Raw genomic sequence first — 23,932 nt, forward strand, 5'->3', positions numbered from 1 at the left:
TCAAACCGCGCATGCATGCCCGCAGCCGCACATTAGCGCCGATTGGCAGCTGCGGCCCCGTTCAAACAGGGGGGGCTGGTTATTCCCTGTTGTGAACCGGCAGCGACAGCAGCAAGGCCACAAGGTCTGCCTGCCGGTGCGTGCCTGTCTTGCCAAAAGCGTTGCGCAGATGAAAGGCAACCGTGGTGGGCGCCACATCCATTTCGCGGGCAATTTCGTCGGGGCGGCACCCGAAGGCCAGATACCGCGCCACGCGCGCTTCGGTCGGTGTCAGGCTGAACAGGGATTCCAATGTGCCTGCGGACAGGGGCGCACGCGCTGCAGGATCGGTCAGGAAAACCACCACCATGGCGGGCGTGCCTATATCGGGGGCGGTGGGGCAGGCATGGACCTGTGCCATAAGCGATGGCGCATCATCCAGCAGCAGCGACACGCTGTCTTCGACCCCGGCACGCGCCCGCGCACCCATGCGGCGCACGGTATCGGCAAGGGCGTTGGTCACGGATTGGCCAGCGGGGCCTTTCATCAGGCACTTGGCGGCGGGGTTTTCGGCAATCAGGGTGGCATCAGGTGTGAACACCAGAACCCCGAATGCCAGCGTGTTGAACAGATGCTGGCCAATTCCGGCTGTGCGCGCAATACCCGCGCGCGCCTGCGCACTTTGGCGCAATCGTGCCTCTATGGTGGAAAGCAGCAATTCATAATCTATTGGCTTGGTCAGGTAGTCATCCGCACCCGCGCGCTTGCCGCGGATCACGGCATCCGTCATGGACAGGGCTGACAAAAAGACCAAAGGCACATGCGCAAGGCGGGGAAAATCGCGGCGGAAGCGTGCCAGAACGCCGTAGCCGTCCACCTCTGGCATCATGATGTCGCATAGCACAAGATCGGGCGCGCAATCATGCAGCCGCGCCAGCAATTCTGCCCCGTTGCGCGCCTCTACCACGCGGTAGCCTGCGCCCTGCAACTCGTCCGATATGTCGCGCAGCAATTGCGGCTCGTCCTCGCAACACAGGATCAAAGGTGCCTCAGTCGCTGGCATGGTCCCCCCCTTTTTTCATGGCTGGCAGCCAGAAGGTGAACACCGACCCTTTGCCTGCCCATGTCTCGAAGCTGATGCGCCCGCCTTGCAGCTGCGCCAGTTCCTGCGCCAGCGCCAGACCAAGCCCTGTCCCCTGACCGGCGGCCCGCACCTCTTCGCAGGTCCCGCGGAAATACCGGTTGAACAGATACGTGCGGTCCTGCGCGGCAATACCCTGCCCCTGATCCGTCACCGCGCAGGCCACGTCCTGCCCTTGGGTGAAAACACGCAATTCTATGGGGCTGTCTGGGGGGCTGTATTTCAGCGCATTGGACAGCAGGTTATCAATGATATGCCCGACAAGATGGCGATCACCACGCGCCACAAGCGGCCCGTCCGAACACGACAGGCGCAGTGTGCGGCGCGGATGGCGCGATTGCGCTTCCTCCATGATGGACTGAACGACATGATCCATCGCAAGGGGGGCAAAGCGCGCCTGCAACTGGTCATTATCCAGCTTGGCCAGCAGCAGGACCGTGTCGACCAGCCGCGTCAACCTGCCCACGGCATCGCCGACAATCTTGCGGCGTTCTTCTACGTCGCTGGCCGCAACATCATCCCCCATACGGGCAAGGCGATGCATGGAACTGTCGATCAAGCTAAGGGGGGTGCGCATCTGGTGCGATACGATGGCCGCGAAGTCACGATACATCGCGGACACATCGCGTTCCTGTTCCAGCAGGTTGGCTGCGCGCATATGTTCCAGCGCGGTCATATGCAGACGGCGCTGGTTGCGCAGCAGCAACCACGAAATCGCCAGGGCCGCCAGAAACGCAAACGACACGGCAGCAATGATCAAGCGCTGTGTCGCACGATAGGCATCCAGCCGCGCGGCGGATTTGTCCCAGTCGCGGGTCATGACATCATTCGCAATGCGGTTGATCTGCGGATGCAAGTCCTGCCCAAGGTCAAACAGCGCGGCATGCAAATCGGGGCTATGGCCCAGTTCCAGCGGGTCAAGCGACAGCAGCGCCCCTGACATGTCCTGCACCGCTGCCAGATGCCCGATGTCGTCCAGATAGCGCGCTTGCGGCCCGTCCATCAGCAGGTTCAGCCGCGACAGCGCCAGATCGAAACGCTGTGATATCTGCGTATCATCGCGGTCGGGCTGGGCTACGGCCAGTGTCAGGGACAACACCTCCATCTGGGTCTGAGTGACGACCCAAAGCATGTTCTGGGTTGCCGCAATGCGCATGTCGCGTTCCAACGCAGAGGATTTGGCCAGCACGAACACCAAAGACCCAAGGAAAACCACCAACACCGGCAGGAACGGTGCATATAGCGCCCATGGGTTATGTGTGTTGACCGCGCCCTGATCCGTCATTGCACATGCAGCGACACAAGTTGCCACACCCAGCGCGTATCAAACCGGATATCCTGCAATTCACGGTGGTCATCGCGGGGGTAGACGATCCACACCGGCCCCTTGTCGCGCGGGTTCAGCGGCATGCCGTCCATCGACAATGCGCCCATGACATCAAAATCCACGAAATCGGAAACCGGAATTTCCATGCGGTAATCATTCAATGCATGGGCGATAACCGTGTCCCCCTGCGCCTGAACCTCGTCCAGCAAATCACGCATCAGGAACCCTTCGAAAACAGGGGTGCCATCTGTCACCGTGGTCGATGTCGTCAGTTGATGCTGGGGCAGGTCACGCAGCTCTTCCAATGTTAACGCCACAGACGATTCCTCGACCATGCCTGTTATCGTCAGCACCGGCATATCTGCAAATGCGGGCCAAGCCGCCAGCAGGGCCGCAGCGCATGCCCATATTCGCGGCGCCTGTTTCATTCGTCACCTCCCTGTATTGCACCTGAAACAAAACCCAAGTGGTGCAAGGCAAGCAGATTTATTCGCAAAAGTATAGCGCGACCGCCCCCTTCGTTCAGAGGGGGCGATGCATATCTGGCGTTGGTGCTGCAATACGGCACAGCGCGCCTATTCGATGATTTCAACCAGTTCCACACGCCGGTTCTGGGCACGACCGGATTCCGTGCGGTTGGTGGTAACAGGCGACATCGGGCCTGCACCGGCGGCCCGCAGGCGGCCCGCGTCAATACCACCACGCCCGCCAAGCCACGCAACCACCGCGCCCGCGCGGTCCACCGACAGCCGCAGGTTATAGTCGAAACTGCCCACACCGTCGGTGTGGCCCACAACAAGCAGCTTCAGTTCAGGGCGGGTGCGCATCAGATCCGCCACCGTGTCCAGCGCTTGCGCCGATTCCGGCAGGATTTCTGCACGGTCGAATTCAAACAAAATGGCATTCACGATAACCCGCCCATCCTGCAACAGACCGGTTTCCAGTTCGGCCGCATCTTGCTGAACAAGCTCCACCGGGGGGTCTTCCTCGGGTTGTGGTTCGGGTTCGGGGGCGGCTTCGGGTTCGGGGGCAAACAGGTCCAGCAGTTCCATTTCTTCCAGCTCGACCGCATTGATCATCATGCGGCGGGCGTCCTGGCGGCTGAAAAACGACACCGCAAGCACTGTGCGCTCATCCGGGCTGCGCGCCAGAATATAGGCGTTGCTGTCGCTTGCCGTACTGGGGGTGCGCGACAGGAACCCGCTTTCATGTGAAATGAAGCTGAACCCGTCACGGTTGCTAAGGTCTTCGCCAATGCCGGTGAAAATGATGTCGAAACCGTTACTTTCAAAATGCTGAAGGTAGCTTCGGTACAGGCGCAGCAAGGACAGTTCAAGATCACCAAGCGCATATTCAATCTGCCGGTAAGCGCCTTCAACAGGCAGGGTTTCTTCAAACCCGCTGCGCCTGTCGCCCGCAGATGCGGGAAGTTCGATTTCCACGAAATCCGTGAATTCATCACGCGTGATATAGCCATCAGCGGGCAACGGAACCATTGGATGGGGCGCGGCACCTTCAATCGCTGTGCGGGCCTGCGCGGCGTTTGACAGTTCCCCAAACGGGCCCTCAAACGGCATCATCGCCAGACCACACGCGATGGTTGCCGCTAGAATATTGTGTCGCATCCGGAATATCCCTTTTTCTGATCCGCTGACCCGCGACACAATATGAAGCTGCGGCAGGACACGCCCCCTTCAAACGAACAGGGTCGCCCCCGCCAGACGATAGGAGAAAACCACGCCATAGCAGCCCACGGCCCCCGTGAATGATGATAATTGCAGCAACTTGCCCTTGATCATGTGCACATGGACGCCATAACCAAACTGTGTTTTGTGTAAACCTGCCTTTCCTTGGCAAGCGATCAAGTTAACTTGTATACATACGCATCAGCACAAACGGGGTGAATCAGTGAAGAAATGGGTCACTGGGGCAGCGATTTGCCTTCTACTGACAGGTTTCGGCCTGGTGGGCTGGGCTGTGTTCCTGCCGTCATCACATGGGATTCTGGACCGTATCGGCGTGCTGGGCCCCATGCGCGCCACAGGTTTGCCGATCCCCGATGCGAATGGGGGCGCAAATGCAGGCGGCCCGCAGTTTCAGGGCGGCGGCGCCATACGGGTGATCGCCCAGGAAGTGACCACCGCAAATGCGGGGGGACGGCTGGTTGCAATCGGCACCGCGCAGGCGCTGCGAAGCGTTACACTGACATCAGAGGTGTCGGGAACGCTTGAAGATGTCATGGTGTCGTCGGGCGAATGGGTGGACGAAGGCACGCTGATTGCGCAACTCAATTCAGACGTTCAGCAACTTGCCCTCGCGCGCGCGGAACTGGGATTGCGCGACACCGAAGTGCGCGCCGCGCGCGTGGCCCAGTTGCGCGACAGCGGGTCGGCCACGCAGGTGCAGATTGACGACGCCGAACTGGCCCAAAGCCGCGCCCAGCTTGATCTGCGCGATGCCCAACTGGAACTAAGCCGCCGCCAGATTGCCGCGCCCGTGTCCGGCTGGATCGGGCTGATCACGCTGGAGCCGGGCAATCAGGTAACGCCCAACACGGAACTGGTCCGGCTGGATGACCGCAGCCAGCTTTTGGTTAATTTTGACGTGCCCGAACGTTTTGTCGGACTGGTGAATGTGGGCGACACCCTTGACGCCAGCCCGCTGTCGCGCCCGAATGAAGTGCTGGCTGGCCGTGTGCGGGCCATTGATGCGCGCGTGGATCAGGGCAACCGGACACTGCGCATTCAGGGCGAAATTGACAACGACGGCGACCGCCTGCGCCCCGGTATGGCGTTCAGAATCACAATGCCCCTGCCCGGCGAATATCACCCTGTTGTCGACCCGCTTGCCATTCAGTGGGACAGGGGCGGTGCGTTTGTCTGGGCGCTGGACAGTGAAAACCGTGCAAGCCGCGCCGGAATTGAAATCATCCAGCGCCGTGACGATGCCGTTTTGGTGCGCGCCGACCTGAGTGCCGGCGACAGCGTGGTGCTGGAAGGCGTGCAGAACCTGCGCCCCGGCGCAGAAGTCGACATTGCCGAAATGCGCGCGGCACCCGCCACACCATCCGATGCAGACATCGCGCATCACCCCCTGCCAGACGCCGAACAGCCAGAGACTCCTCCCGATATCTAGCAAGAGTGATTGAATGGACCGCATCCAGCCAAATAGTCAGATGCCCACCCCCAACGACGATGCCGAAATGCGCAAGGTTGCGCAATCCGGCATTGCGCTGTTTGTCAGGCGGCCCATTCTGGCCTTCGTGTTCAGCGCGCTGATTGTCATTGCAGGGCTGGCCGGTCTGTTCGCGGTGGAAGTGCGCGAATTGCCCAATGTGGACCGCCCAGTGGTGACGGTCACAACCCAGTTCAACGGGGCAGGGCCGGAAACCATTGACCGCGAAATCACCAGCCGTATTGAGGGGGGTGTCGGGCGCGTGGCGGGGGTGCAGAACATCTCCTCAACCTCGCGCTTCGGGCGGTCGCAGGTGGTGGCGGAATTCAGCGATTCCACCGATATTGACGTGGCCGCAACCGATATTCGCGATGCCATCGGGCGCATTCGCAACGCCCTGCCCGATGGCGTGGCCGAGCCGCGCATCATCAAGGCCGATTCCGATTCAGACGCCGTGATGCGCATCAGCGTCACATCGCGCACACGCTCGGTTCAGGACCTGACGCGACTGGTCGAAGATCTGGTCGAGGATCGTCTGATTTCCGCCCCCGGTGTCGCGGATTTGCAGGTGTTTGGGGCGCGTGATGCCATTTTCCGCGTCGATATCGACATGCTGGAACTGGCCGCGCGGGGCCTGAACCTTGCCGATATTCGCACGGCCCTGCGCAATGTGTCCTTTGACGTGCCTGCGGGGTCATTGTCGAATGAACGCCAAAGCATTCAGGTCCGCACCACCGCCACTGTGCAGACACCTGAAGCGTTTGAAGCGCTGGTGCTGCGTAATGATGTGCGGCTGGGGCAGGTTGCATCGGTCACACTTGGGCCTGCGCCGGGTGAAACCATCCTGCGCGCCAATGGCGAAACCGGCATTGGCATGGGCATTATCCGTCAGGCCCAAAGCAACACGCTGGATATTTCGCGCAATGTCACGGCGATTGTCGAGGAATTGCAGACCATCCTGCCCGATGATGTGCGTATTTTCGTCACCTCGGATGAAGCCACATTCGTTGGCGGTGCGATTACCGAAGTGGTCAAGACCTTGACCATAGCCCTGCTGATTGTTGTGGCCACGATTTATGTGTTCCTGCGCGATGCGCGCGCGACACTGATACCGGCGGTCACCCTGCCGATTGCGTTGGTGGGCACCGTGGCAGCAGTTTATCTTGTCGGGTTTTCCATCAACATTCTGACCCTTCTGGCACTGGTTCTGGCCACCGGAATGGTGGTGGATGATGCCATTGTGGTGCTGGAAAACATTGTGCGCAGACGGGCGCAGGGCATGGGCGCGCGCGCCGCCGCCGTGCTGGGCACACGGCAGGTTTTCTTTGCCGTGGTGACCACAACAGCCACCCTTGCGGCGGTGTTTATCCCGCTGTCGTTCCTGCCCGGTCAGGCGGGCGGGTTGTTTCGTGAATTCGGCTTCACGCTGGCAATGGCGGTTTTGCTGTCATCTGTTGTTGCGCTGACATTATGTCCGGTGCTGGCCAGCCGTTTGCTGCGATCTGCCGACACGCCCACAGCCCCCGGCCCCGTTGCCAGATTTGGCGACTGGCTGGCGCGGCGCTATCATGGCCTTCTGGAACGCGCGCTGGCCATGCCTGCGGTTGTGATATGCGCAGCGCTTGTGTTCGCCGCATCGGGGTGGTTTGCCGCGCAGTCCATTCCGCAAGAACTGACCCCGCCCGAAGACCGTGGTGCCGCCCTGCTAAGTGTGTCGGCCCCGCAAGGCGTATCGATTGAGTATACCGACAGCAAAGTCCGCGAGATTGAAGCCACAATCGCGCCGCTGCGCGAATCGGGTGAAGTGACGAACCTGTTTTCCATCGTGGGCCTTGGCGGCGGCGACAACCGCGCCTTCATGGTCATGACACTGGCCGACTGGGACCAGCGCGAGCGTAGCCAACAGGAAATCGTGGCCCAGATCAATGCGGGCCTGCGCGACATCATCGGGGTGCGGGCCTTCGCAATCCAGCCCAATTCGCTGCGCATACGCGGCGCGGGGCAGGGCCTGCGCTTTGCCATACTTGGCAGCAATTACGACGATCTGGCCGACAATGCCCAAACACTTGTCGACCGCATGAATGAAGACCCGCGCTTCGGTCAGGTGCGGCTGGATTTTGAAACCACACAACCGCAACTGTCCATCGAGGTGGACCGCGAACGCGCATCGGATCTGGGCATCAATCTGGATGGTCTGGCCGAAGCGCTGCAAGCCATGCTGGACGGCAGCACCCTGGGCAGTGTGTTCATTGACGACCGCAGTTTTGACATCCAAATGCTGTCCACCCGCACCCCTGTGCGCGACCCCGGCGATCTGGAACAAAGCTTCGTTCGGTCTGATTCCGGCCAGATCCTGCCAATTTCAACCTTCATCACCCTGCAAGAACGCGCCACCGCCCCGCAACTGACCCGCGAAAGCCAGCAACGTGCCGTGCAGGTCACAGCCAGCCTTGCGCCCGGTTTTCCACTGGGCGCGGCACTGGCCGAAGCAGACCGCCTTGCGGCCGAAATTCTGCCGCCCAACGAACGGCTTTTGCCCCTGTCCGAAGCGGCAACACTGGATGAAACATCATCTGGGCTGTTTCTGGTGTTCGGCTTTGCAATCCTGATCGTATTTCTTGTTCTGGCCGCACAATTCGAAAGTTTCGTGTCTGCCGTGGTGGTCATGGTCACAGTGCCGCTGGGGCTGGCTTGCGCGGCTTTTGCGTTGTTGTTTACCGGTGTCAGTCTGAATATCTATTCGCAGATCGGGCTGGTATTGCTGGTGGGCATCATGGCCAAGAACGGCATTCTGATTGTCGAATTCGCCAACCAGTTGCGCGATGAAGGGGCAGATGTGCATGACGCGATTTTGCGCGCGTCCACCATCCGGCTACGGCCCGTGATGATGACCATGACATCCACAGTGCTGGGGGGCGTGCCGCTGGTGCTGTCCACCGGCCCGGGCGCCGAGGCCCGAGAGGCCCTTGGCTGGGTCGTAGTTGGCGGGTTGGGGCTGGCCACGCTGGCCACGCTGTTCCTGACGCCGGTGGCCTATCTGTTGCTGGCGCGGTTCAGCAGCCCGCGCGCCGAAGGCCAGATGCATCTGGAACGCGAACTGGCCAAAGCATCGGGCACCAAGGCGGTTTAAGCGCCCCTTGTCTATGGCACGGGGTTTAAGGATGCTTAATGCGGTTAGGGCGGCAGTTTTGGCCTGAAGGGGACGCCCAAAGGCGCAGAAGCAAGGCCACAGGCCGCCGCGCCATCGGCGGGCCGTCCCACGGCCTGCCGATAACCTGAGGGCAGTTCAAGCCTTCGATGTCAGGAGTATTCAGCCTGCATAAACTGCATTCATATAGCGTCGGATCGGCAGACCCCGGCCCACCGCTGGCGCGGGCTTTTCCCAAGCGCCAAAGTCCACAAAAACACCCGGCCCTGAACCGCCGCCTGACACGAAAGCGCTAAAGCGCTAAAGCGCGCGCCAGCCGATATCACGGCGGCAGAACCCGTCCGGCCAGTCGATCCTGTCAACCATGTCATAGGCCCGCTGCTGCGCCTGTGCCAGTGTCGTGCCGCGCGCTGTCACGTTCAGAACCCTGCCCCCATTGGCCAGAAGCCTGCCATCCGCCCGCACAGTTCCCGCATGGAACACCATGTGAAAGCTGTCCTCAGGGCAGGTATCCACGCCTTTGATCTCGGTATGTTTGGCATAACCGCCCGGATAGCCTTTTGCTGCCATCACAACTGTCATCGCATGGTCATCGGCCCAGTTCACCTGCATCTGCTCCAACCGCCCGTCGGTGCAGGCCAGCATCAGGTCCAGTGCCTGCCCGCCAAGGCGCATCATCAGAACCTGACATTCAGGGTCGCCAAAGCGCACGTTATATTCCACCAGTCGCGGCTGCCCGTCCTTGATCATCAGCCCGACATATAACACACCCTGATAGGGCATGCCGCGCCGCACCATTTCGGCCATTGTCGGGCGCACGATCTGCTCAAGTGCTGCCTGCGCAATCGCATCACTCAACACTGGCGCAGGGGAATAGGCCCCCATGCCGCCGGTGTTGGGGCCGGTGTCCCCGTCGCCAACGCGCTTGTGATCTTGCGCGGTGCCTATGGGCAGGCAGGTTTCGCCATCAACCAGCACGAAGAAGCTGGCCTCTTCGCCTTCCATGAATTCCTCGATCACCACTTCAGCGCCGGCCGCGCCGAATTCACCGCCAAACATGGTGTCAACGGCCTCCAGCGCCTCGGCCCCGGTCATGGCGACAACGACGCCCTTGCCTGCCGCCAGCCCGTCGGCCTTGATCACAATCGGCGCGCCTTGCTCGCGCACATAGGCCCGCGCGGCATCTGCATCTGTGAAATGCGCATAGCCTGCGGTGGGTGCATTCACCGCTGCGCAGATTTCCTTGGTAAATGCCTTGGACGCTTCCAGCCGTGCCGCTGCCGCCGACGGGCCGAAACAGGCAATGCCTGCCGCGCGCAAGCGGTCGCCCACCCCTGCGGCCAGGGGCGCTTCGGGACCAATGACCACGAAATCAATCGCCGTTTCTTCGCAAAATGCCACAACTGCGCTGCCATCATTGATGTCCAGTGCCGCGCATTCGGCAATCGCATCCATGCCCGCATTTCCCGGCGCACAGATCAGCCGGTCGCATTTGGGGTTTTGCATGATTGCCCAAGCCAGCGCATGTTCACGCCCGCCACTGCCCAACACCAGAATATTCATTGCTGCCCTCTCTTGGCCTTTGCGCTGTTGCGTTCTAGGGTGCCTTTGCCCCCATGACAAGCAATGGCACTGCAATGGACCTGATAGACGAACCGCCCAGCAACACCCCCGAATTTTCCGTGTCCGAGATTTCAGGCGCAGTCAAACGTGTGCTGGAAGGGGAATTCGGGCGCGTGCGGGTGCGTGGCGAAGTGGGCCGCGTGATGGTGGCGCGCACAGGGCATATGTACTTCGACCTGAAAGACGACCGCGCCGTGATTGCCAGTGTCAGCTGGAAGGGGCAGGTCGCGCGCATGGCCGTCAAACCCGAAGAGGGGATGGAGGTGATCGCCACAGGCCGCCTGACCACCTTCGCGCCGCAATCGAAATACCAGCTACAGGTCGAAAGCATTGAACCCGCAGGCGCGGGCGCGCTGATGGCCATGCTGGAAAAACGCAAGGCCGCGCTGGCCGCCGAAGGGTTGTTTGGCGCGGACCGCAAACAGCGCCTGCCCTATCTGCCGCGCGTCATCGGGGTTGTCACATCCCCGCAAGGGGCTGTGATTCGCGACATCCTGCACCGGCTGCGTGACCGGTTTGGCGTGCATGTGCTGGTCTGGCCGGTCGCGGTGCAGGGGCAGGCTTGCGCACCCGAAGTGGCGCGCGCCATCAAGGGGTTCAACGCCCTGCCCCATGACGGCCCTGTGCCACGCCCCGATGTGCTGATCGTGGCGCGCGGTGGGGGATCTATCGAAGATTTATGGGGGTTCAACGAAGAAATTGTCGTGCGCACCGCCGCCGACAGCCAGATCCCGCTGATTTCCGCCGTGGGCCATGAAACCGACACCACGCTGATTGATTATGCCGCCGACCAACGCGCGCCAACGCCCACGGCTGCTGCCGAAATCGCGGTCCCTGTGCATGCCGATCTGATGGCCCATCTGGCCAATCTGGACGCAAGGCTGATCCGTTCTGGCGGGCAGGCCATTTCCCAACGCCAGCAACGCCTGCGCGATGTTGCGCGCGCCCTGCCCCGTGCCGACACATTGCTGGCCCCTGCGGTGCAACGGTTTGACCAATGGGCAGAACGCTTCCCCGGATCATTGCGCGCCGCCCTTCACAGCAAGACACAGGAATTGCGCGGCATTGCAGCCGGGCTGCGCGCCGGTTCCATCACCCAGCAGATCGACAAGGGCCGCGACCAGCTGGCCGAACGCACGGGCCGCGCAACCCGCGCAGTCACCAACACGCTTGAACGACAGACCGCGCAACTGGCCGCGCTGGAACGGCTGCGCCAGTCACTTGGCTATCCCGCGACAGTGCAGCGCGGCTATGCTGTGGTGCGCGATGATGCAGGCGCGGTGCTGACCTCTGCGCAAGCGGCGGGCCGCAAACCGGCGTTGCAGATCGAGTTTTCGGATGGCGCCCTCGACGTGCTGCCCCGCAAACCCGACAAAACAACAAAACCAAAACCCCCGGCCCCGCCGCAGCAGGGGGATTTGTTCTGATACCTGCGGCCCCTGTCTGAACAGCACAGATCAGGCTTTCATCTTGCCGAAAATACTCGGGGAGCAATGGCTATTGAAAGATCAGGTCAGGCGGAATGACAAGGCTGGACGAATCCGGCCTGAAGCTGTCGTTGTCCGCTTGGATAAAGCCCGCGCCATCGGTGGGCCGGGGTCTGCCGGTCCGACGCCAGTGAAGTTCACTTTATGCGGGCTGCATACTCCCAAGATCATAGGCTTGGCCTGCCATCAGCCAAATCGGCAGGCCGCAGGACGGCCCGCCGATGGCGTGGGCCACCTTCGGCCTTTGCTCCGCGCCCTTATCCATAACCCAACCACCCGCAAACCGGCCATGCAACCTGACCGGATCACCCGTTCAGACACCCACTTCCGGGCCGGGGCAGATCAACGGGCGGGGGCTGTTTTCGACCTCGTAAAGTTCGGTATCGGAACTGTCGCCCATGAAACGGGCATTCAGCCCCCGGTCACTGCGCCAGAAAATCCAGCAATGCTCGGACTCTGGCGCGTCATCATAGACAAAGCAAATCTGTTCATCACGCGGGAACCAATGCCCCTCGCGGCACTGATCGCCGATAAAGGCCCAGATCGTGCGGCGTCCGGGGCGGAATTCCTCGATACCATAGGGCGCGCCACCGGACCCGAACGTCAGCGTGCGTCCCGTGACATAGGCTTCAAATTCCTCGGCGCTCATCGGGGTTTGCGCGACCGCTGGCAGGGCCGGAAACATCAGCGCCAGCGCAACCAGCGCGCCGCGCATATGACCTGTGATCATGTTCATCTACGCCTCCGTTGCGGTTTGCGCGCGGGCCAGAACCCTGTCCACACGCTTGTCCATCAGCTTGAACCACAAGGCGGGCACCAGCGCAACAATCCCCATCGCAGGTAACGAATACGGCAAGACCGGATGATCATCCGGCAGGCGCAGCGCCGGATAAATGCGCTGCGGGTTCGCATGATGGTCGGAATGGCGCGATGCATTCACCATCATATAGGACGAAAACCAATGCGGGCTGTTCCAGCTATGGTGGCTGGCCTGCGGCTCGAAACTGCCATCCGGCAATTTGCGCCGCGCAAGCCCGTAATGTTGCAAATAATCCACCATGGCCAGTTGCGACTGCGCATAAAAGCACAGCCCCAGATAGGCCAGCACGCCCCCCCAGCCAAACACCAGCGCAAAGACCACCAGAATCGCAAGCCCCCCGCACACATATTCCACATAAGGGTTCATGCGCCCAGAGCGCGCGGCGCGATCCGCCTCGATACGGTAGCCGCGCGTGAAACTGCCCACCCATCCGCGCAGGAAATAGCGGTAGAAACTGCGCCCCTTGGGTGGGAAATTCGGGTCCAAGGGCGTGGACACATGCACATGATGCAACAGCCGGTGCGCCGTGGTGTGATGCCCGTAAAGCATTGAAATATAGACCCACTTACCAAGCGAGAATAAAAACCTGTTGCCACGGTGAATCAACTCATGCGCGTTGGAATTGCTGACCTGCCCGAAATACAACCCGAACCCGAAAAACGCAGCCACCCGCTCGCCCGTGCCCAGCCCCGTCAGCCCCGCGACCGACATGACCGCAAGCGGCATCAGCGCCAGATGGCTTAGGGCAAGTGCAACCGACAGGCCGTTGGCAGCGGGAAATTCCCCCGCGCCCGCGCCATCAGGGCCTGCTGTCGGCAATATTTCATCCATCACAAATGCAAAGAACGATGTATAGATCACCGCGACCCACAGCGCCGCACCGCCAGCGACCCCGCCATAGGCCAGCAATGGCACCGGCGCGAGACTGGCAAGGGCGAAGGGCAGAACCGGAAAACGCATGACATTCCATCACTTTGAAAACCCTGCACGACAAATAGCATGAATTGCCATGGCGCGCAGCCGCGCAAATTGCCTCAGGACAGGAAATCCAGCAAATCGGCCAATGCAACCAGTTCGCTGTTGGGTTTGCTCCGCTTGCGGTCGCGGCGTATCAAGGGGGTGGCCAGAAATGCCACCGGCCTTATCCAACGTGCCATTCTGCGTGCCAGCGGGATAATCTGGCCGTGATCGGCACCGCCATAGGCCTCAAGCGCCCCGTCTGCGCATGCAGAAATATCGGGGTCATTTTGAAAGATGGAATGCAAGAAGACCAGCAGATCGCGCGCCTGCCGCAGGCGCGACGCGGTCAGCCGCGCCCCTGCTTCAAGGTCCACAAACCGGATTTCTGCCCTGTTCCAGCAAATATCGCGCAAGCGCGGTCGGCCATGCGACACGCCCATGGTATGCAGTTGCGCAAGCGCCACGGCGGCCAATGACAAGACGTGCTGAAATTCGTCAGCGGTGGCACGACGGGCCAGACGGGTCAGGGGTTTGCCCACATCTGCCAGCACGATCATGTCGGGTGTTTCGGCCAGAACGGACGGCACCGGCACACCTTTGGCTGCAAAAGTCTTCAGGCGCGCCACCTCGCGGCGGAAGGCGACAGCCCCGTTGCCTTTTTGCAACCTGAACCGCAGCGGGGTCACTTCCGCGCGTTTGATCCAGTAACGCGCGCCATTATGCTTCAGCTTCGTCACCCGCGCGTGCGGCACTTTCTGCGCGGCGCGCAGAAGTTCAGCCGCATCTGGCGCGCTATGGGGGGTGGGGTTGGTCATGCTGCCTATTGGACTGACGGGCCGTCGTGGTCAAGCGGGCCGGTGCAATCACTTTCCAATCCGGCACGCTTGGGTTAGCAGGTATATGGCGATGCGCGCACAGGCACCAAGGGGTTTGCGATGTCTTTTTTCAAAAAACTGAAAGAGCGGATGTTCAAATCCTCGTCCAAACTGGACGAGGGGCTGGAATCCCTGATCGACGACACCGCAGAACAGCATCCCGACCCGTCTGATTCCCCCGATACCGCGCCGCCTGCGCAACAAGGCAGCAGCGACACCCCGCCCGCCCCCGCCAAGCCCGGATTGCTGGGCCGGTTTCTGGGCCGCAGCGATGCGCCGCGCCGCGAACTTGACGATGACATGCTGGAAGCGCTGGAAGATGTGCTGATTCAGGCCGATATGGGCGTGGACACGGCCATGCGCGTGACCGCCAATCTGGCCGAGGGGCATATGGGCCGCAAACTGTCCGTGGCCGAGATCAAGGGCCTTCTGGCCGATGAGATTACCCGCATCATGGACCCTGTCGCGCGCCCCCTGCCGCTTTATCCTGCGCGCCCGCAGGTGGTGCTGGTGGTGGGCGTGAATGGGGCGGGCAAGACCACCACCATCGGCAAACTGGCCAGCCAGTTGCGCGGCGCGGGCAAATCCGTGATGATTGCGGCAGGTGACACATTTCGCGCCGCCGCCGTGGAACAGCTTCAGGTCTGGGGGGAACGCGCGGGCGTGCCTGTGCTGACCGCGCCGGAAGGATCGGACCCTGCCAGCCTTGCCTATGACGCGCTGGCACGCGCCAGGGCCGAGGGCATTGACCTGTTGATGATTGACACCGCAGGACGGTTGCAAAACCGCGCGGATTTGATGGAAGAACTGGCCAAAATCTTGCGCGTGCTGCGTAAACTGGACCCCGATGCGCCGCATAACACCCTTTTGGTGCTGGATGCGACGACAGGGCAGAACGCCCTGAATCAGGTCGAGATATTCCAGAAACTGGCCAATGTATCAGGGCTGATCATGACAAAACTGGACGGCACAGCGCGCGGCGGGGCGCTGGTGGCACTGGCGGACCGTTTCGGGCTGCCCATTCATGCCATCGGCGTGGGCGAGCAGATTGACGACCTGCAACCCTTTGATCCGGCAGAATTTGCGGCGGCACTGGTGGGAACACAACTCGACGACTAGGCCGTGTTGAAACATCCGGTTGGGTGGTAGGGGACGTTGGCGCTATGGATAAAGCCCGCGCCAGCGGTGGGCCGGGTTTTGCCGGTCCGACGCCAGTGAAGTTCACTTTATGCCGGCTGCATACCCCTTACTTAAATCGCTTGGCCTGCCATCAGCCAAATCGGCAGGCCGCGGGACGGCCCACCGATGGCGCGGCGGGCTGCGCCCTTGATTCCGCGCCTTGGGAACTCTCAACGCTCCCTCAGCGCCCCCCCCACCCCGCCGATCGCAGGGCGTCATGATCCTGTCAGCCCTTATGCGTGGCCTATGCGCCCTGACAGCATGCGCGGGTCAACGCCGATACTGCGCAGCGTTTTGTCCCATTTTTCGCCGTCCGGCGTGGCAAACAGCAAATCGGGGTCAGCGTCGGCCAGCAACCAGCCGCCGGAATGCAGTTCCCGCTCCAGCTGTTCAGCCCCCCAACCGGCATATCCCAGTGCAGCGATTGCATGGGCTGGTCCCTGTCCCCGCGCCATGCCTGCCAGAACATCGCTGGATGTTGTCAGAACAAGCCCGTCCATGACCTGAACACTGCCATCCGCGCTGAAATAATCCTGCGAATGCAGCACAAACCCGCGACCGGTTTCGACCGGACCGCCAAAATGAACCGGCCCGTCGGCAACCTCGCCACCATCGGCAAGCCCCGAATGCGCACCCGCGCCCGCAAGTTGCAGGTGATGTGCCAGTTTCTGGATCGTCAGGTCCGGCAGGGGCTTGTTGATGATCAGCCCCATCGTGCCTTCACCGGATTGCGCGCACAGAAAAACCACAGCATGCGCGAAACGCGGATCAGGCATTGCGGGTGTTGCAATCAGAAGTTTTCCGGTCAGGCTGGCCATTGGTCACAATCTTAACATCTTGAATTTTACAATGCCCAGCTTCAAAGGCGTTGCCAAGCGAAAGAACCGGACAAGCATGACACGAAGATGTCACAGCCGCTTGTGGTCGCTGATTTGTGACTTCCGTTTCAGCGCCGAACAGGGAATCTAGATCACATGAACATAAATTCCCCGCTCCGTGCTGCAGCACTTGCCGCCGCCTTGCTGTCGCCATTCGCGGCGCAATCGCAAAGCCCCGTTCCGTCAGATCTGGTTCAGGCCGGAATACGTTCGGGGTGGAAGACCGATTCGGGGACATATATCGCCGCCTTGCATCTGAAACTGTCACCCGACTGGATCACCTATTGGCGTCATCCCGGCGAAAGCGGTATCGCGCCGCGGCTGGACTGGGCTGCATCATCCAATCTGGAACAGGTCCGCATTCATTGGCCTGAACCGCAACTGTTTCAGAAATCGGGGTATAACAGCATCGGCTATGCAGATGAACTTGTCCTGCCGGTTGAACTGACGCCCACCGATCCGGGCGCCCCCATCAGTTTTGATGCCACCCTAAGCATTGGCGTGTGCGACGACATTTGCGTGCCTGTCGATCTGCGGGTGCAGACCACGCTGAATGGCGGCGGGCAGCATGACACCATTATCGCAAGCGCGCTGACCCGCAGGCCCGGCACGGCCCGTGCTGCGGGCTTGCGCGGATTAAGCTGCGAATTTGACACCGACAAACGCGGCCTGCGGCTAAGTGTGAACATGGATATCCCCAACACCGGCAACCGCGAATTCCTGTTGGTGGAATTGCCCGGTCAGGGGTTGCGCGGGCACATCCTGCCATCGCACCGCAATGGTGGAACCATTACCGGCCAGACCAGACTGCGTTCGAAATCAGGACAGGTGGGTGCGGTCGACCGCTCGGCGGTCAGGGTCAGCCTTGTCAGCGAGAATGGAACGCTTAGTCATCAGGGCTGCTCGCTCGCGCCGTGATCTTGCACAGACACCGTCCGGTGTGACAGCCACACGGCCACAGCGCCAATAAGCCAGCCCAACGCCAGCGCCAGCACCGATCCGGCCAGAAACAGCACCAATGCAGCCCCAAGCGGGGTGGATGCGACACCGGACGCAAGGCGCGCCAGCCCGCCCGGCAACGCCCCGTCCCAGAACACGGCCCCCATGGTGGCCGCAAACCACAGCACCAGCGCCACCGCCGCCAGAACAGGCACCGCCAGAACGCCACGCCCCCGCACGGGATACGCAAACGCCCGCCGCAACGACACGAACTGGCGCTGCACATCATGCCCGATGGCCAGAACCGCAGGCACCAGCAGCAGCACAATCACCATACCGAAACCAAGCCCGTAGGACAGTGTAATAACAGTGGGTTTCAGAAATTCGGCTTCTGTCGACGTTTCGAACAACAGCGGGCTAAGGCCCAGAACCGTGGTCAACGTGGTCAAAAGAACGGGGCGCAACCGGTCACAGGCCGCATCAATAATAGACGGTATCAGCCCCCTGTCGCGGGCGTATTGGTCCACAGTTGTCACCAGCACGATGGAATCGTTGATGATGATCCCGACCATGCCGATGACACCGACAATCGAAAACATCGACATGGCCATATTCCAGCTGACATGGCCGTAAATCACCCCGATCATGCCAAAGGGGATGACCGACATGACAACCAGCGGGCGTGTCCAGCTGGAAAACACCCATGCCAGCGTCAGATAAATCAGCATCAGGCACAGGCTTAACCCGATCGCGGCATCGGACATGAATTCGCGTTCCTGTTCCGCCTGCCCCGACAGGCGTGTCGTTATGCCAAAATCGGCTTCCAGCTGGGGCAGTATCTGCGCGGTCAGCGCAAGGGACACTTCGCGTGCGCGCGCGGGGTCATCTTCGGACAGATCGCCGCTGACGGTCACCACGCGCACCCCGTTTTCACGCCGGACTGTCGAAAACCCCTGCCGTTCGCGCACAGACACAATGTCGCCCAAGGGCACATATGCCCCCGACTCGGCGCGCATCATCATGCTGTCCAGAAAATCGGCGGCGCGCTCTGCCTCTGGCAACTCCACGCGCACGCGTCCGGTGCGGATACCATCGGGGAAGGTCGCGGCCTCGACCCCGGACAGGCGATTGCGCAGATCGCGCGACAAACCGTCGATGGTGAACCCCAGCGCCTGCCCCTGCGGGGTCAGTTCCAGCAGAAGTTCGGATTTGTCATAGGGCAGGCTGTCTTCAAGTCCTGTGATCTCGGGAAAGGGCGCAAGCGCAACGCGCAGCGCGTCCGCCGCAGCCTTCAGCGTTTCGGAATCGCCACCCGCCAGATCAACCGATAGCGAATCCCCGCCCGGCCCTGTGCCCAATGACCGGAAGGACAGTTCTTCCATACGGGGGTGCGGGCGCACTTCGTCCTGCAAGGCAGATGCGAACGCGAAGGATGTGATGGCGCGGGAATCGGCATCAACAAGTTCAATGCTGATGGACCCCAGCAGATGCGCGTCCTTGTTTTCGGCAGCCGCAGACGGGCGGCCCGATTGCCCGCCAACCTCGACCATGACAAAGGTGGTCGGGTCGCGCCCGTCTTCTTCAATGGCATTTGCGATGACCACATCGGTCGCGCGCTGCATTTCGCGCAGCATTTCAAGCGTATCTTCACGACTGGCACCGTCATTCATGACGATGTTGCCGGTGATCGAGCCCTGCTCGGGCGAATTAAAGAACCGAAACGGCAGATCCCCGCGCACAAGAAATGCCGCCTGCATGGCCAACAGCGCAATCAGGGCCGCAACAACCGGATAGCGGGCAAACACGACAAAACGCATAAGCGGGCGGAACCCGCGTTCGCGCACCCAGCGAAAACCGCGATTGACCTGCCGCGATGGCCAGTCATACCAACGCTGTTTCAACCCGCTGGCAATGGCGTGATACATGTGATTGGGCAGGATCAGAAAACATTCCACCAGTGACGCGATCAGAACCGCAATCACTGTCAGCGGAATATCGGCAATCAATGTGCCAAAACGCCCGCCCACCAAGATAAGCGCCCCAAAGGCCAGAATGGTGGTCACGGTTGCGGCAAAAACCGGCTGCGCCATCCGGGTTGCGGCGTTTTCAGCGGCCTGCGCGGGGTCCTCGCCCAGTTCGCGGGCGCGGTAATCTGCATGTTCGCCCACGACAATGGCATCATCCACCACAATCCCAAGCGTGATGATCAGCGCAAAAAGCGAGATCATGTTGAAACTTAGCCCCATCAGATACATGACCGCAATCGCGGCCAGCATCGCCGCCGGTATGCCCGCAGACACCCAGAATGCCGTGCGCGCGTTCAAAAACAAAAACAGCAGCACGACCACCAGCCCCAGCCCCAGCAACCCGTTCTTGACCAGCAGCATGATCCGGCCTGAAATATATTCCGCCCGTGTCGAGACCAGTTCAATACGCGTGCCTTCGGGCAGATTGGCGTTCATTTGCTGGGCCAGCTGTTCGACGCGGGCCTGAATGGCGATGGCGTCGCCCTGTTCGGATCTGTGGACACGCATGGTAATCGCGGGGTTTTCCCCCACGAAAAAGCCACGGTCACGGTCGATCATGCCTTCGCTGACGCTCGCAATGTCGCCAATGCGCAACACCGACCCGTCAGCGCGCGTGCGCAGGGCGATGCTTTCAATTTCTGTCGCACTGCGTCGTTCCGTGCCGGTGCGCACGCGCGATGCGCCGGATGACACATCGCCTGTGGGGTCCATGCTGATTGTGGCGCGAATGGCCTGCGCGATATCGGCCATGCCAATGTCGTGTTCGATCAGGTTGCGCGCAGGCAGTTCAACCATGACTTCGGCGCTGGCCACCCCTGACACGCTGACGCGGGTAATCCCGTCATCAAACAGCCGCGCGGCAAATTCATCGGCAAAGCGGGCCAGCTGTTCCACCGCCACGGGGCCGGTCACAACCACATTCGTCACACGGTCCGACCAGCCGGACCGGCGCGCAACAGGGTCGTCGGCATCATCGGGCAGGTTGCTGACCGTATCGAGGGCATCTTGCACATCAGCACTGGCGCGCGCCATATCCCAGCCTGTCTCAAACTCCAGCGTGAAGCGCGCGCGCCCTTCGTTCGACTGGCTGGAAACCTGGGCCACCCCGTCCACGGCCTGCAATGTCGGGCTGACAAGCTGCACAATGGCGGCATCCACATCTTCCGCGCCCGCCCCTGACCAGCGGATGTCGATGCGAATATTGTCGACCACCACATCGGGGAAAAACTGCGCGCGCATTTGCGGAATGGCCGCCAGCCCCGACACAAGCATGACCACCAGCAACAGGTTCGCAGCCGTTCTGTGGCGGGTGAAATAGCGGAATATGCCCAGCGCCCGAACCGCAAGCCGGTCCTTTGCCGCGCGCAATACGGTCTGGTCGGTCATGTTCAGCCCCCGCCCATCGGGCCACCGCGACCACGACCACCGCCCGTGTCACCGCCACCACCATTCTCAATACGTTCAATCATCTGCGCAGGCACCTGATCTTCGGACAGTTGCGCAATCATGCGCGCGCGCACCTGTTCGGGCATGCCGGTGTTTTCTTCGACCTGCGCGATCAGTTGCGCGCGGCGGCCGGCATCCAGTGTCACCATTTCAGCAGCCTGTTCGGCGGGCGTTCCATCGGCGTTTTCGCGCAATGGCCGCACCTGAATACCGCTGCCCAGATTGGGCGTGACTTCGCGCACGATTTCAAATCCGGCAAGTCCTTCGGCATTGATAATCACATCATCGCCTTGCCTGCGCAGCACATTGACGGGTGCTGCGCGCAGGCGGTTGTCATCACTGATAACCAGCACTTCACCGCGCGCGGTCACCGCCGTGGCAGGCACCACCGCCACATTCTGCAAGGCCGGTTCCTGAAGGCGCACAGTCACAAAATCGCCGGGTCTGAACCCGCGCGGGGCGTTCAGTTCCACAAACAGTCGCCGCCCGCTTTGGCCCTGCTCGACCGTGGCAGAGGCCCGCAACACCCGCCCCGGCGACGTAATTTCAAACCCTGCCACGTCCAGCACGATATCCGCCCCCGTATCGCGAAGCGCGCCACCATCATCCAGCAGGCGCAAATATTGGGCCGTGGACAGGCGGACCGACACTTCCAGTGCGGCGGGGTCGATGATGCGCGCCAACTGCTCGCTGGTGTTCACAATGCGGCCTTCGACGATGTTCACATCGGTCAGCGTTCCGGTGAAACTGGCATGGACGCGTGTGTCATCCAGCCTGCGCTGCGCCTCGTCTACCGATATTTGCTGACGCTCCAGCGCGGTGCGTGCCTGATCGACACGCGCATCCGCTTGCGCCTGCGCCTGTCTGCGCCCGACAACGGCCTGACGCGCCGATGACAGCGCAAGTTCCGCTTCTTCCAGTGCAGCTTCGGTGGACACGCCCCGTTCGGCCAGCCCCTGCCTGCGCGTCAGCGCGCGTTCGCGCAGGTCAAACTGCGCCTGTGCGGCGTCCACATCTTCGGCGGCCAGTTCCAGCGCGCGTTCAGCGTCGCGCAATTCAGCGCCCGCGCGCGTCAGGTCCGATTGCGCCAGTGCCAGTGCAGATTCCGCATCTGCGGGGTCGATGCGGAACAAAAGCTGCCCTTGCGCAACTTCGGCGCCATCTTCAAACCCCTGCGCCACTTCCATCACGCGCCCCCCCAAAGGGGCGCGCAGTTCCAGTTCGCGTTGGGTGCGCACTTCGCCAAAGGCCGACAATATTGGTGAAATTTCCGCCGGTGTCACCGTGACTGCACGCACTGTGAACACGCGTTCGCGCCCTGCGGCGGGCCTGCCCGTGGCCTCGTTGCGGTCTTGCATGGCAGTGACAAGCGTGTATCCGGCATAACCCAATGCACCCACGGACACTGACGCCAGCAACAGCGCAACAAGGCTTCGGGTCAGAAAACGCATGATCTCTCCGGTCAGGATTATGGCGCGCGCACAGATATTACGCCGCAAACGCAGCTTTGGTTCACCCCCCTATAGCGTGGAATTATTTATTTCCGTCGCAGATGTTCATCCAGACGGGGAAAAATCTCGACAAAGTTACAAGGACGGTGCCGATAGTCGAACTGATAGGCCAGAATTTCATCCCATGCATCACGGCACGCACCGGGTGATCCGGGCAGTGCAAACAGATATGTGCCCTGCGCAACCCCCGCACAGGCGCGCGACTGGATGGCCGATGTGCCGATCTTTTGCATGGAAACAATCGTGAAAATGGTCCCGAACGCGTCGATTTCCTTTTCATAGACATCGCGGTGGGCCTCGACCGTGACATCGCGTCCGGTCAGGCCGGTGCCGCCGGTTGTCAGTATGGCATCAATTTCAGGGTTCGCGCACCAGTCGCGCAACCGTGCTGCAATATCGCTGCGTTCGTCGCGCAAAATGTCGCGCGCGGCAAGAATATGCCCCGCAGTTTCTATGCGTTGGGCCAGCGTGTCGCCGGATTTATCCGATGCGGCATCACGCGTGTCAGACACCGTCAGCACGGCAAAACGCACAGGAACAAAGGGGGTATCGTCATCAAGGCGTGTCATGTCGTATCCCTTAATCTGGCTTGCAGCGACAACAGGTCCGCCCATGCATGGCGTTTCATCGGCGGGTTGCGCAACAGATATGCCGGATGCAGCATCGGCAGGCAGGGACGGCCCATGACATCGCGCCATTGCCCGCGCAAACGTGTGATTCCTTCGGATGTTTCCAGCAATGTGCCCGCCGATATACGCCCCATCAGGATAAGGATGTCAGGGTCAATCAGTTCAATATGACGCTGCACAAACGGGCGCATCATGGCGCGTTCGTCACTGGACGGGTCACGGTTTTGCGGGGGCCGCCATGGCAGGATATTGGTGATATACAGCGCCTTGGACGGGTCGGGGTTGTCGCGCCCCATGCTGATGGCGGCAAACATGCGGTCCAGAAGCTGGCCTGCCTCGCCCACGAAGGGCCTGCCCTGGCGGTCCTCCTCGCGGCCCGGGGCCTCGCCCACGATCATGACGCGGGCATTGGGCTGGCCGTCGGCAAAGACCAGATTGCGCGCGCCCAGTTTCAGTTCGCAATGATCATACGCGGCCAGTGCGGCCTGAAGCGCTGCCAGATCCCCCGCTGATTCGGCGGCGTGACGTGCCAGTGCGACAGGGTCTGCCGCCGGTGCAACGCCTGTCCCCGCGGGGACAGCAACCGACGCTTGCGCCGGTGCCTGCGCCGTTTCACGCTTGTCAGGCAGGTCATAGCGGCTGACAGGCGCATCACCAATCGCTTCATCCACGCCCATATCAAGCTGCCACTCAAGGGCGGCGCGCGCGATATGCCAGTCTGTTTCCCAAGGTGCCATCATCGTCATACCCAAACATATGCCGGAGCGCGCCCTGCGCGTAAAGCGGCCT

General features: G+C 61.4%; 18 protein-coding genes. 5 read left to right on the forward strand and 13 right to left on the reverse strand.

What is annotated here, in order from left to right; all coding sequences use genetic code 11:
- Positions 1 to 79: 79 nt before the first annotated feature.
- From P8S53_RS00755 to P8S53_RS00770, 4 genes are all read right to left on the reverse strand, one after another.
- A complete protein-coding gene (locus P8S53_RS00755; protein WP_277805260.1) occupies positions 80 to 1,042 on the reverse strand; it encodes a response regulator in 963 nt (320 codons plus the stop codon).
- Positions 1,029 to 2,405, reverse strand: coding sequence for a sensor histidine kinase KdpD (locus tag P8S53_RS00760; RefSeq protein WP_277805261.1), 1,377 nt, complete (start codon positions 2,403 to 2,405; stop codon positions 1,029 to 1,031). Before P8S53_RS00760 ends, P8S53_RS00755 begins: the two co-directional genes overlap by 14 nt.
- Complete coding sequence (locus P8S53_RS00765; RefSeq protein WP_277805262.1) at positions 2,402 to 2,875, reverse strand: molybdopterin-dependent oxidoreductase; 474 nt, start codon at positions 2,873 to 2,875, stop codon at positions 2,402 to 2,404. Before P8S53_RS00765 ends, P8S53_RS00760 begins: the two co-directional genes overlap by 4 nt.
- Before the next feature lie 147 nt (positions 2,876 to 3,022).
- Positions 3,023 to 4,072, reverse strand: coding sequence for an OmpA family protein (locus P8S53_RS00770; protein WP_277805263.1), 1,050 nt, complete (start codon positions 4,070 to 4,072; stop codon positions 3,023 to 3,025).
- Positions 4,073 to 4,355: 283 nt separating this feature from the next.
- Here P8S53_RS00770 and P8S53_RS00775 point away from each other — a divergent pair, with 283 nt between their 5' ends.
- Entirely contained in the window at positions 4,356 to 5,582 is a 1,227-nt protein-coding gene (locus P8S53_RS00775) for an efflux RND transporter periplasmic adaptor subunit (RefSeq protein ID WP_277805264.1), read from the forward strand.
- A gap of 13 nt (positions 5,583 to 5,595) precedes the next feature.
- Positions 5,596 to 8,751, forward strand: a complete 3,156-nt coding sequence (locus P8S53_RS00780; protein WP_277805265.1) for an efflux RND transporter permease subunit — start codon at positions 5,596 to 5,598, stop codon at positions 8,749 to 8,751.
- 318 nt (positions 8,752 to 9,069) lie between these two features.
- On the opposite strand, the gene purD is transcribed toward P8S53_RS00780, so the two are convergent.
- On the reverse strand, positions 9,070 to 10,332 hold the full coding sequence (gene purD, locus P8S53_RS00785; RefSeq protein WP_277805266.1) for a phosphoribosylamine--glycine ligase: 1,263 nt from the start codon (positions 10,330 to 10,332) through the stop codon (positions 9,070 to 9,072).
- 74 nt (positions 10,333 to 10,406) lie between these two features.
- On the opposite strand from purD, the gene xseA reads away from it, so the two are divergent.
- Positions 10,407 to 11,819: an exodeoxyribonuclease VII large subunit gene (gene xseA, locus P8S53_RS00790; RefSeq protein ID WP_306417846.1), complete on the forward strand. Its 1,413-nt coding sequence runs from the start codon at positions 10,407 to 10,409 to the stop codon at positions 11,817 to 11,819.
- A gap of 373 nt (positions 11,820 to 12,192) precedes the next feature.
- Here the strand turns inward: xseA and P8S53_RS00795 are convergent, their stop codons facing one another.
- The 3 genes from P8S53_RS00795 to P8S53_RS00805 all read right to left on the reverse strand — a co-directional run bounded on the left by P8S53_RS00795 (position 12,193) and on the right by P8S53_RS00805 (position 14,474).
- On the reverse strand, positions 12,193 to 12,615 hold the full coding sequence (locus P8S53_RS00795; RefSeq protein ID WP_277805268.1) for a hypothetical protein: 423 nt from the start codon (positions 12,613 to 12,615) through the stop codon (positions 12,193 to 12,195).
- Positions 12,616 to 13,659, reverse strand: coding sequence for an alkane 1-monooxygenase (locus P8S53_RS00800; protein ID WP_277805269.1), 1,044 nt, complete (start codon positions 13,657 to 13,659; stop codon positions 12,616 to 12,618).
- A gap of 74 nt (positions 13,660 to 13,733) precedes the next feature.
- Complete coding sequence (locus P8S53_RS00805; protein ID WP_277805270.1) at positions 13,734 to 14,474, reverse strand: hypothetical protein; 741 nt, start codon at positions 14,472 to 14,474, stop codon at positions 13,734 to 13,736.
- Positions 14,475 to 14,594: 120 nt separating this feature from the next.
- On the opposite strand from P8S53_RS00805, the gene ftsY reads away from it, so the two are divergent.
- Positions 14,595 to 15,653 (forward strand): signal recognition particle-docking protein FtsY, encoded by a 1,059-nt coding sequence (gene ftsY / locus P8S53_RS00810; RefSeq protein WP_277805271.1) that lies wholly within the window; start codon positions 14,595 to 14,597, stop codon positions 15,651 to 15,653.
- A gap of 293 nt (positions 15,654 to 15,946) precedes the next feature.
- Here the strand turns inward: ftsY and P8S53_RS00815 are convergent, their stop codons facing one another.
- Positions 15,947 to 16,531 carry a YqgE/AlgH family protein gene (locus tag P8S53_RS00815; RefSeq protein WP_277805272.1) on the reverse strand — a complete coding sequence of 195 codons (585 nt, stop codon included), beginning with the start codon at positions 16,529 to 16,531 and terminating at the stop codon, positions 15,947 to 15,949.
- 156 nt (positions 16,532 to 16,687) lie between these two features.
- Here P8S53_RS00815 and P8S53_RS00820 point away from each other — a divergent pair, with 156 nt between their 5' ends.
- The gene (locus P8S53_RS00820) at positions 16,688 to 17,509 is read left to right on the forward strand and encodes a protein-disulfide reductase DsbD domain-containing protein (RefSeq protein ID WP_277805273.1); all 822 of its coding nucleotides are present in this window, start codon (positions 16,688 to 16,690) and stop codon (positions 17,507 to 17,509) included.
- Here the strand turns inward: P8S53_RS00820 and P8S53_RS00825 are convergent.
- The 4 genes from P8S53_RS00825 to P8S53_RS00840 all read right to left on the reverse strand — a co-directional run bounded on the left by P8S53_RS00825 (position 17,485) and on the right by P8S53_RS00840 (position 23,880).
- Positions 17,485 to 20,943 (reverse strand): efflux RND transporter permease subunit, encoded by a 3,459-nt coding sequence (locus P8S53_RS00825; RefSeq protein WP_277805274.1) that lies wholly within the window; start codon positions 20,941 to 20,943, stop codon positions 17,485 to 17,487. The genes P8S53_RS00820 and P8S53_RS00825 overlap by 25 nt on opposite strands.
- Positions 20,944 to 20,945: 2 nt before the next feature.
- Positions 20,946 to 22,454 (reverse strand): efflux RND transporter periplasmic adaptor subunit, encoded by a 1,509-nt coding sequence (locus tag P8S53_RS00830; RefSeq protein ID WP_277805275.1) that lies wholly within the window; start codon positions 22,452 to 22,454, stop codon positions 20,946 to 20,948.
- An 86-nt stretch (positions 22,455 to 22,540) separates the two neighbouring features.
- Positions 22,541 to 23,083 carry a molybdenum cofactor biosynthesis protein B gene (gene moaB, locus P8S53_RS00835; protein ID WP_277805276.1) on the reverse strand — a complete coding sequence of 181 codons (543 nt, stop codon included), beginning with the start codon at positions 23,081 to 23,083 and terminating at the stop codon, positions 22,541 to 22,543.
- On the reverse strand, positions 23,080 to 23,880 hold the full coding sequence (locus P8S53_RS00840; protein WP_306417847.1) for a uracil-DNA glycosylase: 801 nt from the start codon (positions 23,878 to 23,880) through the stop codon (positions 23,080 to 23,082). Before P8S53_RS00840 ends, moaB begins: the two co-directional genes overlap by 4 nt.
- Positions 23,881 to 23,932: the final 52 nt, after the last annotated feature.

It is taken from the genome of Roseinatronobacter sp. S2 (assembly GCF_029581395.1).
In the GTDB taxonomy this organism is placed as follows: domain Bacteria; phylum Pseudomonadota; class Alphaproteobacteria; order Rhodobacterales; family Rhodobacteraceae; genus Roseinatronobacter.

Excerpts from the sequence above, each read along its gene's own strand:
- P8S53_RS00840 (WP_306417847.1), bottom strand. The coding sequence starts at position 23,880 with ATGGCACCTTGGGAAACAGACTGGCATATCGCGCGCGCCGCCCTTGAG.
- P8S53_RS00800 (WP_277805269.1), bottom strand. The coding sequence starts at position 13,659 with ATGCGTTTTCCGGTTCTGCCCTTCGCCCTTGCCAGTCTCGCGCCGGTG.
- P8S53_RS00755 (WP_277805260.1), bottom strand. The coding sequence starts at position 1,042 with ATGCCAGCGACTGAGGCACCTTTGATCCTGTGTTGCGAGGACGAGCCG.
- P8S53_RS00795 (WP_277805268.1), bottom strand. The coding sequence starts at position 12,615 with ATGAACATGATCACAGGTCATATGCGCGGCGCGCTGGTTGCGCTGGCG.
- P8S53_RS00830 (WP_277805275.1), bottom strand. The coding sequence starts at position 22,454 with ATGCGTTTTCTGACCCGAAGCCTTGTTGCGCTGTTGCTGGCGTCAGTG.
- P8S53_RS00815 (WP_277805272.1), bottom strand. The coding sequence starts at position 16,531 with ATGGCCAGCCTGACCGGAAAACTTCTGATTGCAACACCCGCAATGCCT.
- P8S53_RS00825 (WP_277805274.1), bottom strand. The coding sequence starts at position 20,943 with ATGACCGACCAGACCGTATTGCGCGCGGCAAAGGACCGGCTTGCGGTT.
- moaB (WP_277805276.1), bottom strand. The coding sequence starts at position 23,083 with ATGACACGCCTTGATGACGATACCCCCTTTGTTCCTGTGCGTTTTGCC.
- purD (WP_277805266.1), bottom strand. The coding sequence starts at position 10,332 with ATGAATATTCTGGTGTTGGGCAGTGGCGGGCGTGAACATGCGCTGGCT.
- ftsY (WP_277805271.1), top strand. The coding sequence starts at position 14,595 with ATGTCTTTTTTCAAAAAACTGAAAGAGCGGATGTTCAAATCCTCGTCC.
- P8S53_RS00805 (WP_277805270.1), bottom strand. The coding sequence starts at position 14,474 with ATGACCAACCCCACCCCCCATAGCGCGCCAGATGCGGCTGAACTTCTG.
- P8S53_RS00820 (WP_277805273.1), top strand. The coding sequence starts at position 16,688 with ATGAACATAAATTCCCCGCTCCGTGCTGCAGCACTTGCCGCCGCCTTG.
- P8S53_RS00770 (WP_277805263.1), bottom strand. The coding sequence starts at position 4,072 with ATGCGACACAATATTCTAGCGGCAACCATCGCGTGTGGTCTGGCGATG.
- xseA (WP_306417846.1), top strand. The coding sequence starts at position 10,407 with ATGGACCTGATAGACGAACCGCCCAGCAACACCCCCGAATTTTCCGTG.
- P8S53_RS00765 (WP_277805262.1), bottom strand. The coding sequence starts at position 2,875 with ATGAAACAGGCGCCGCGAATATGGGCATGCGCTGCGGCCCTGCTGGCG.
- P8S53_RS00780 (WP_277805265.1), top strand. The coding sequence starts at position 5,596 with ATGGACCGCATCCAGCCAAATAGTCAGATGCCCACCCCCAACGACGAT.
- P8S53_RS00760 (WP_277805261.1), bottom strand. The coding sequence starts at position 2,405 with ATGACGGATCAGGGCGCGGTCAACACACATAACCCATGGGCGCTATAT.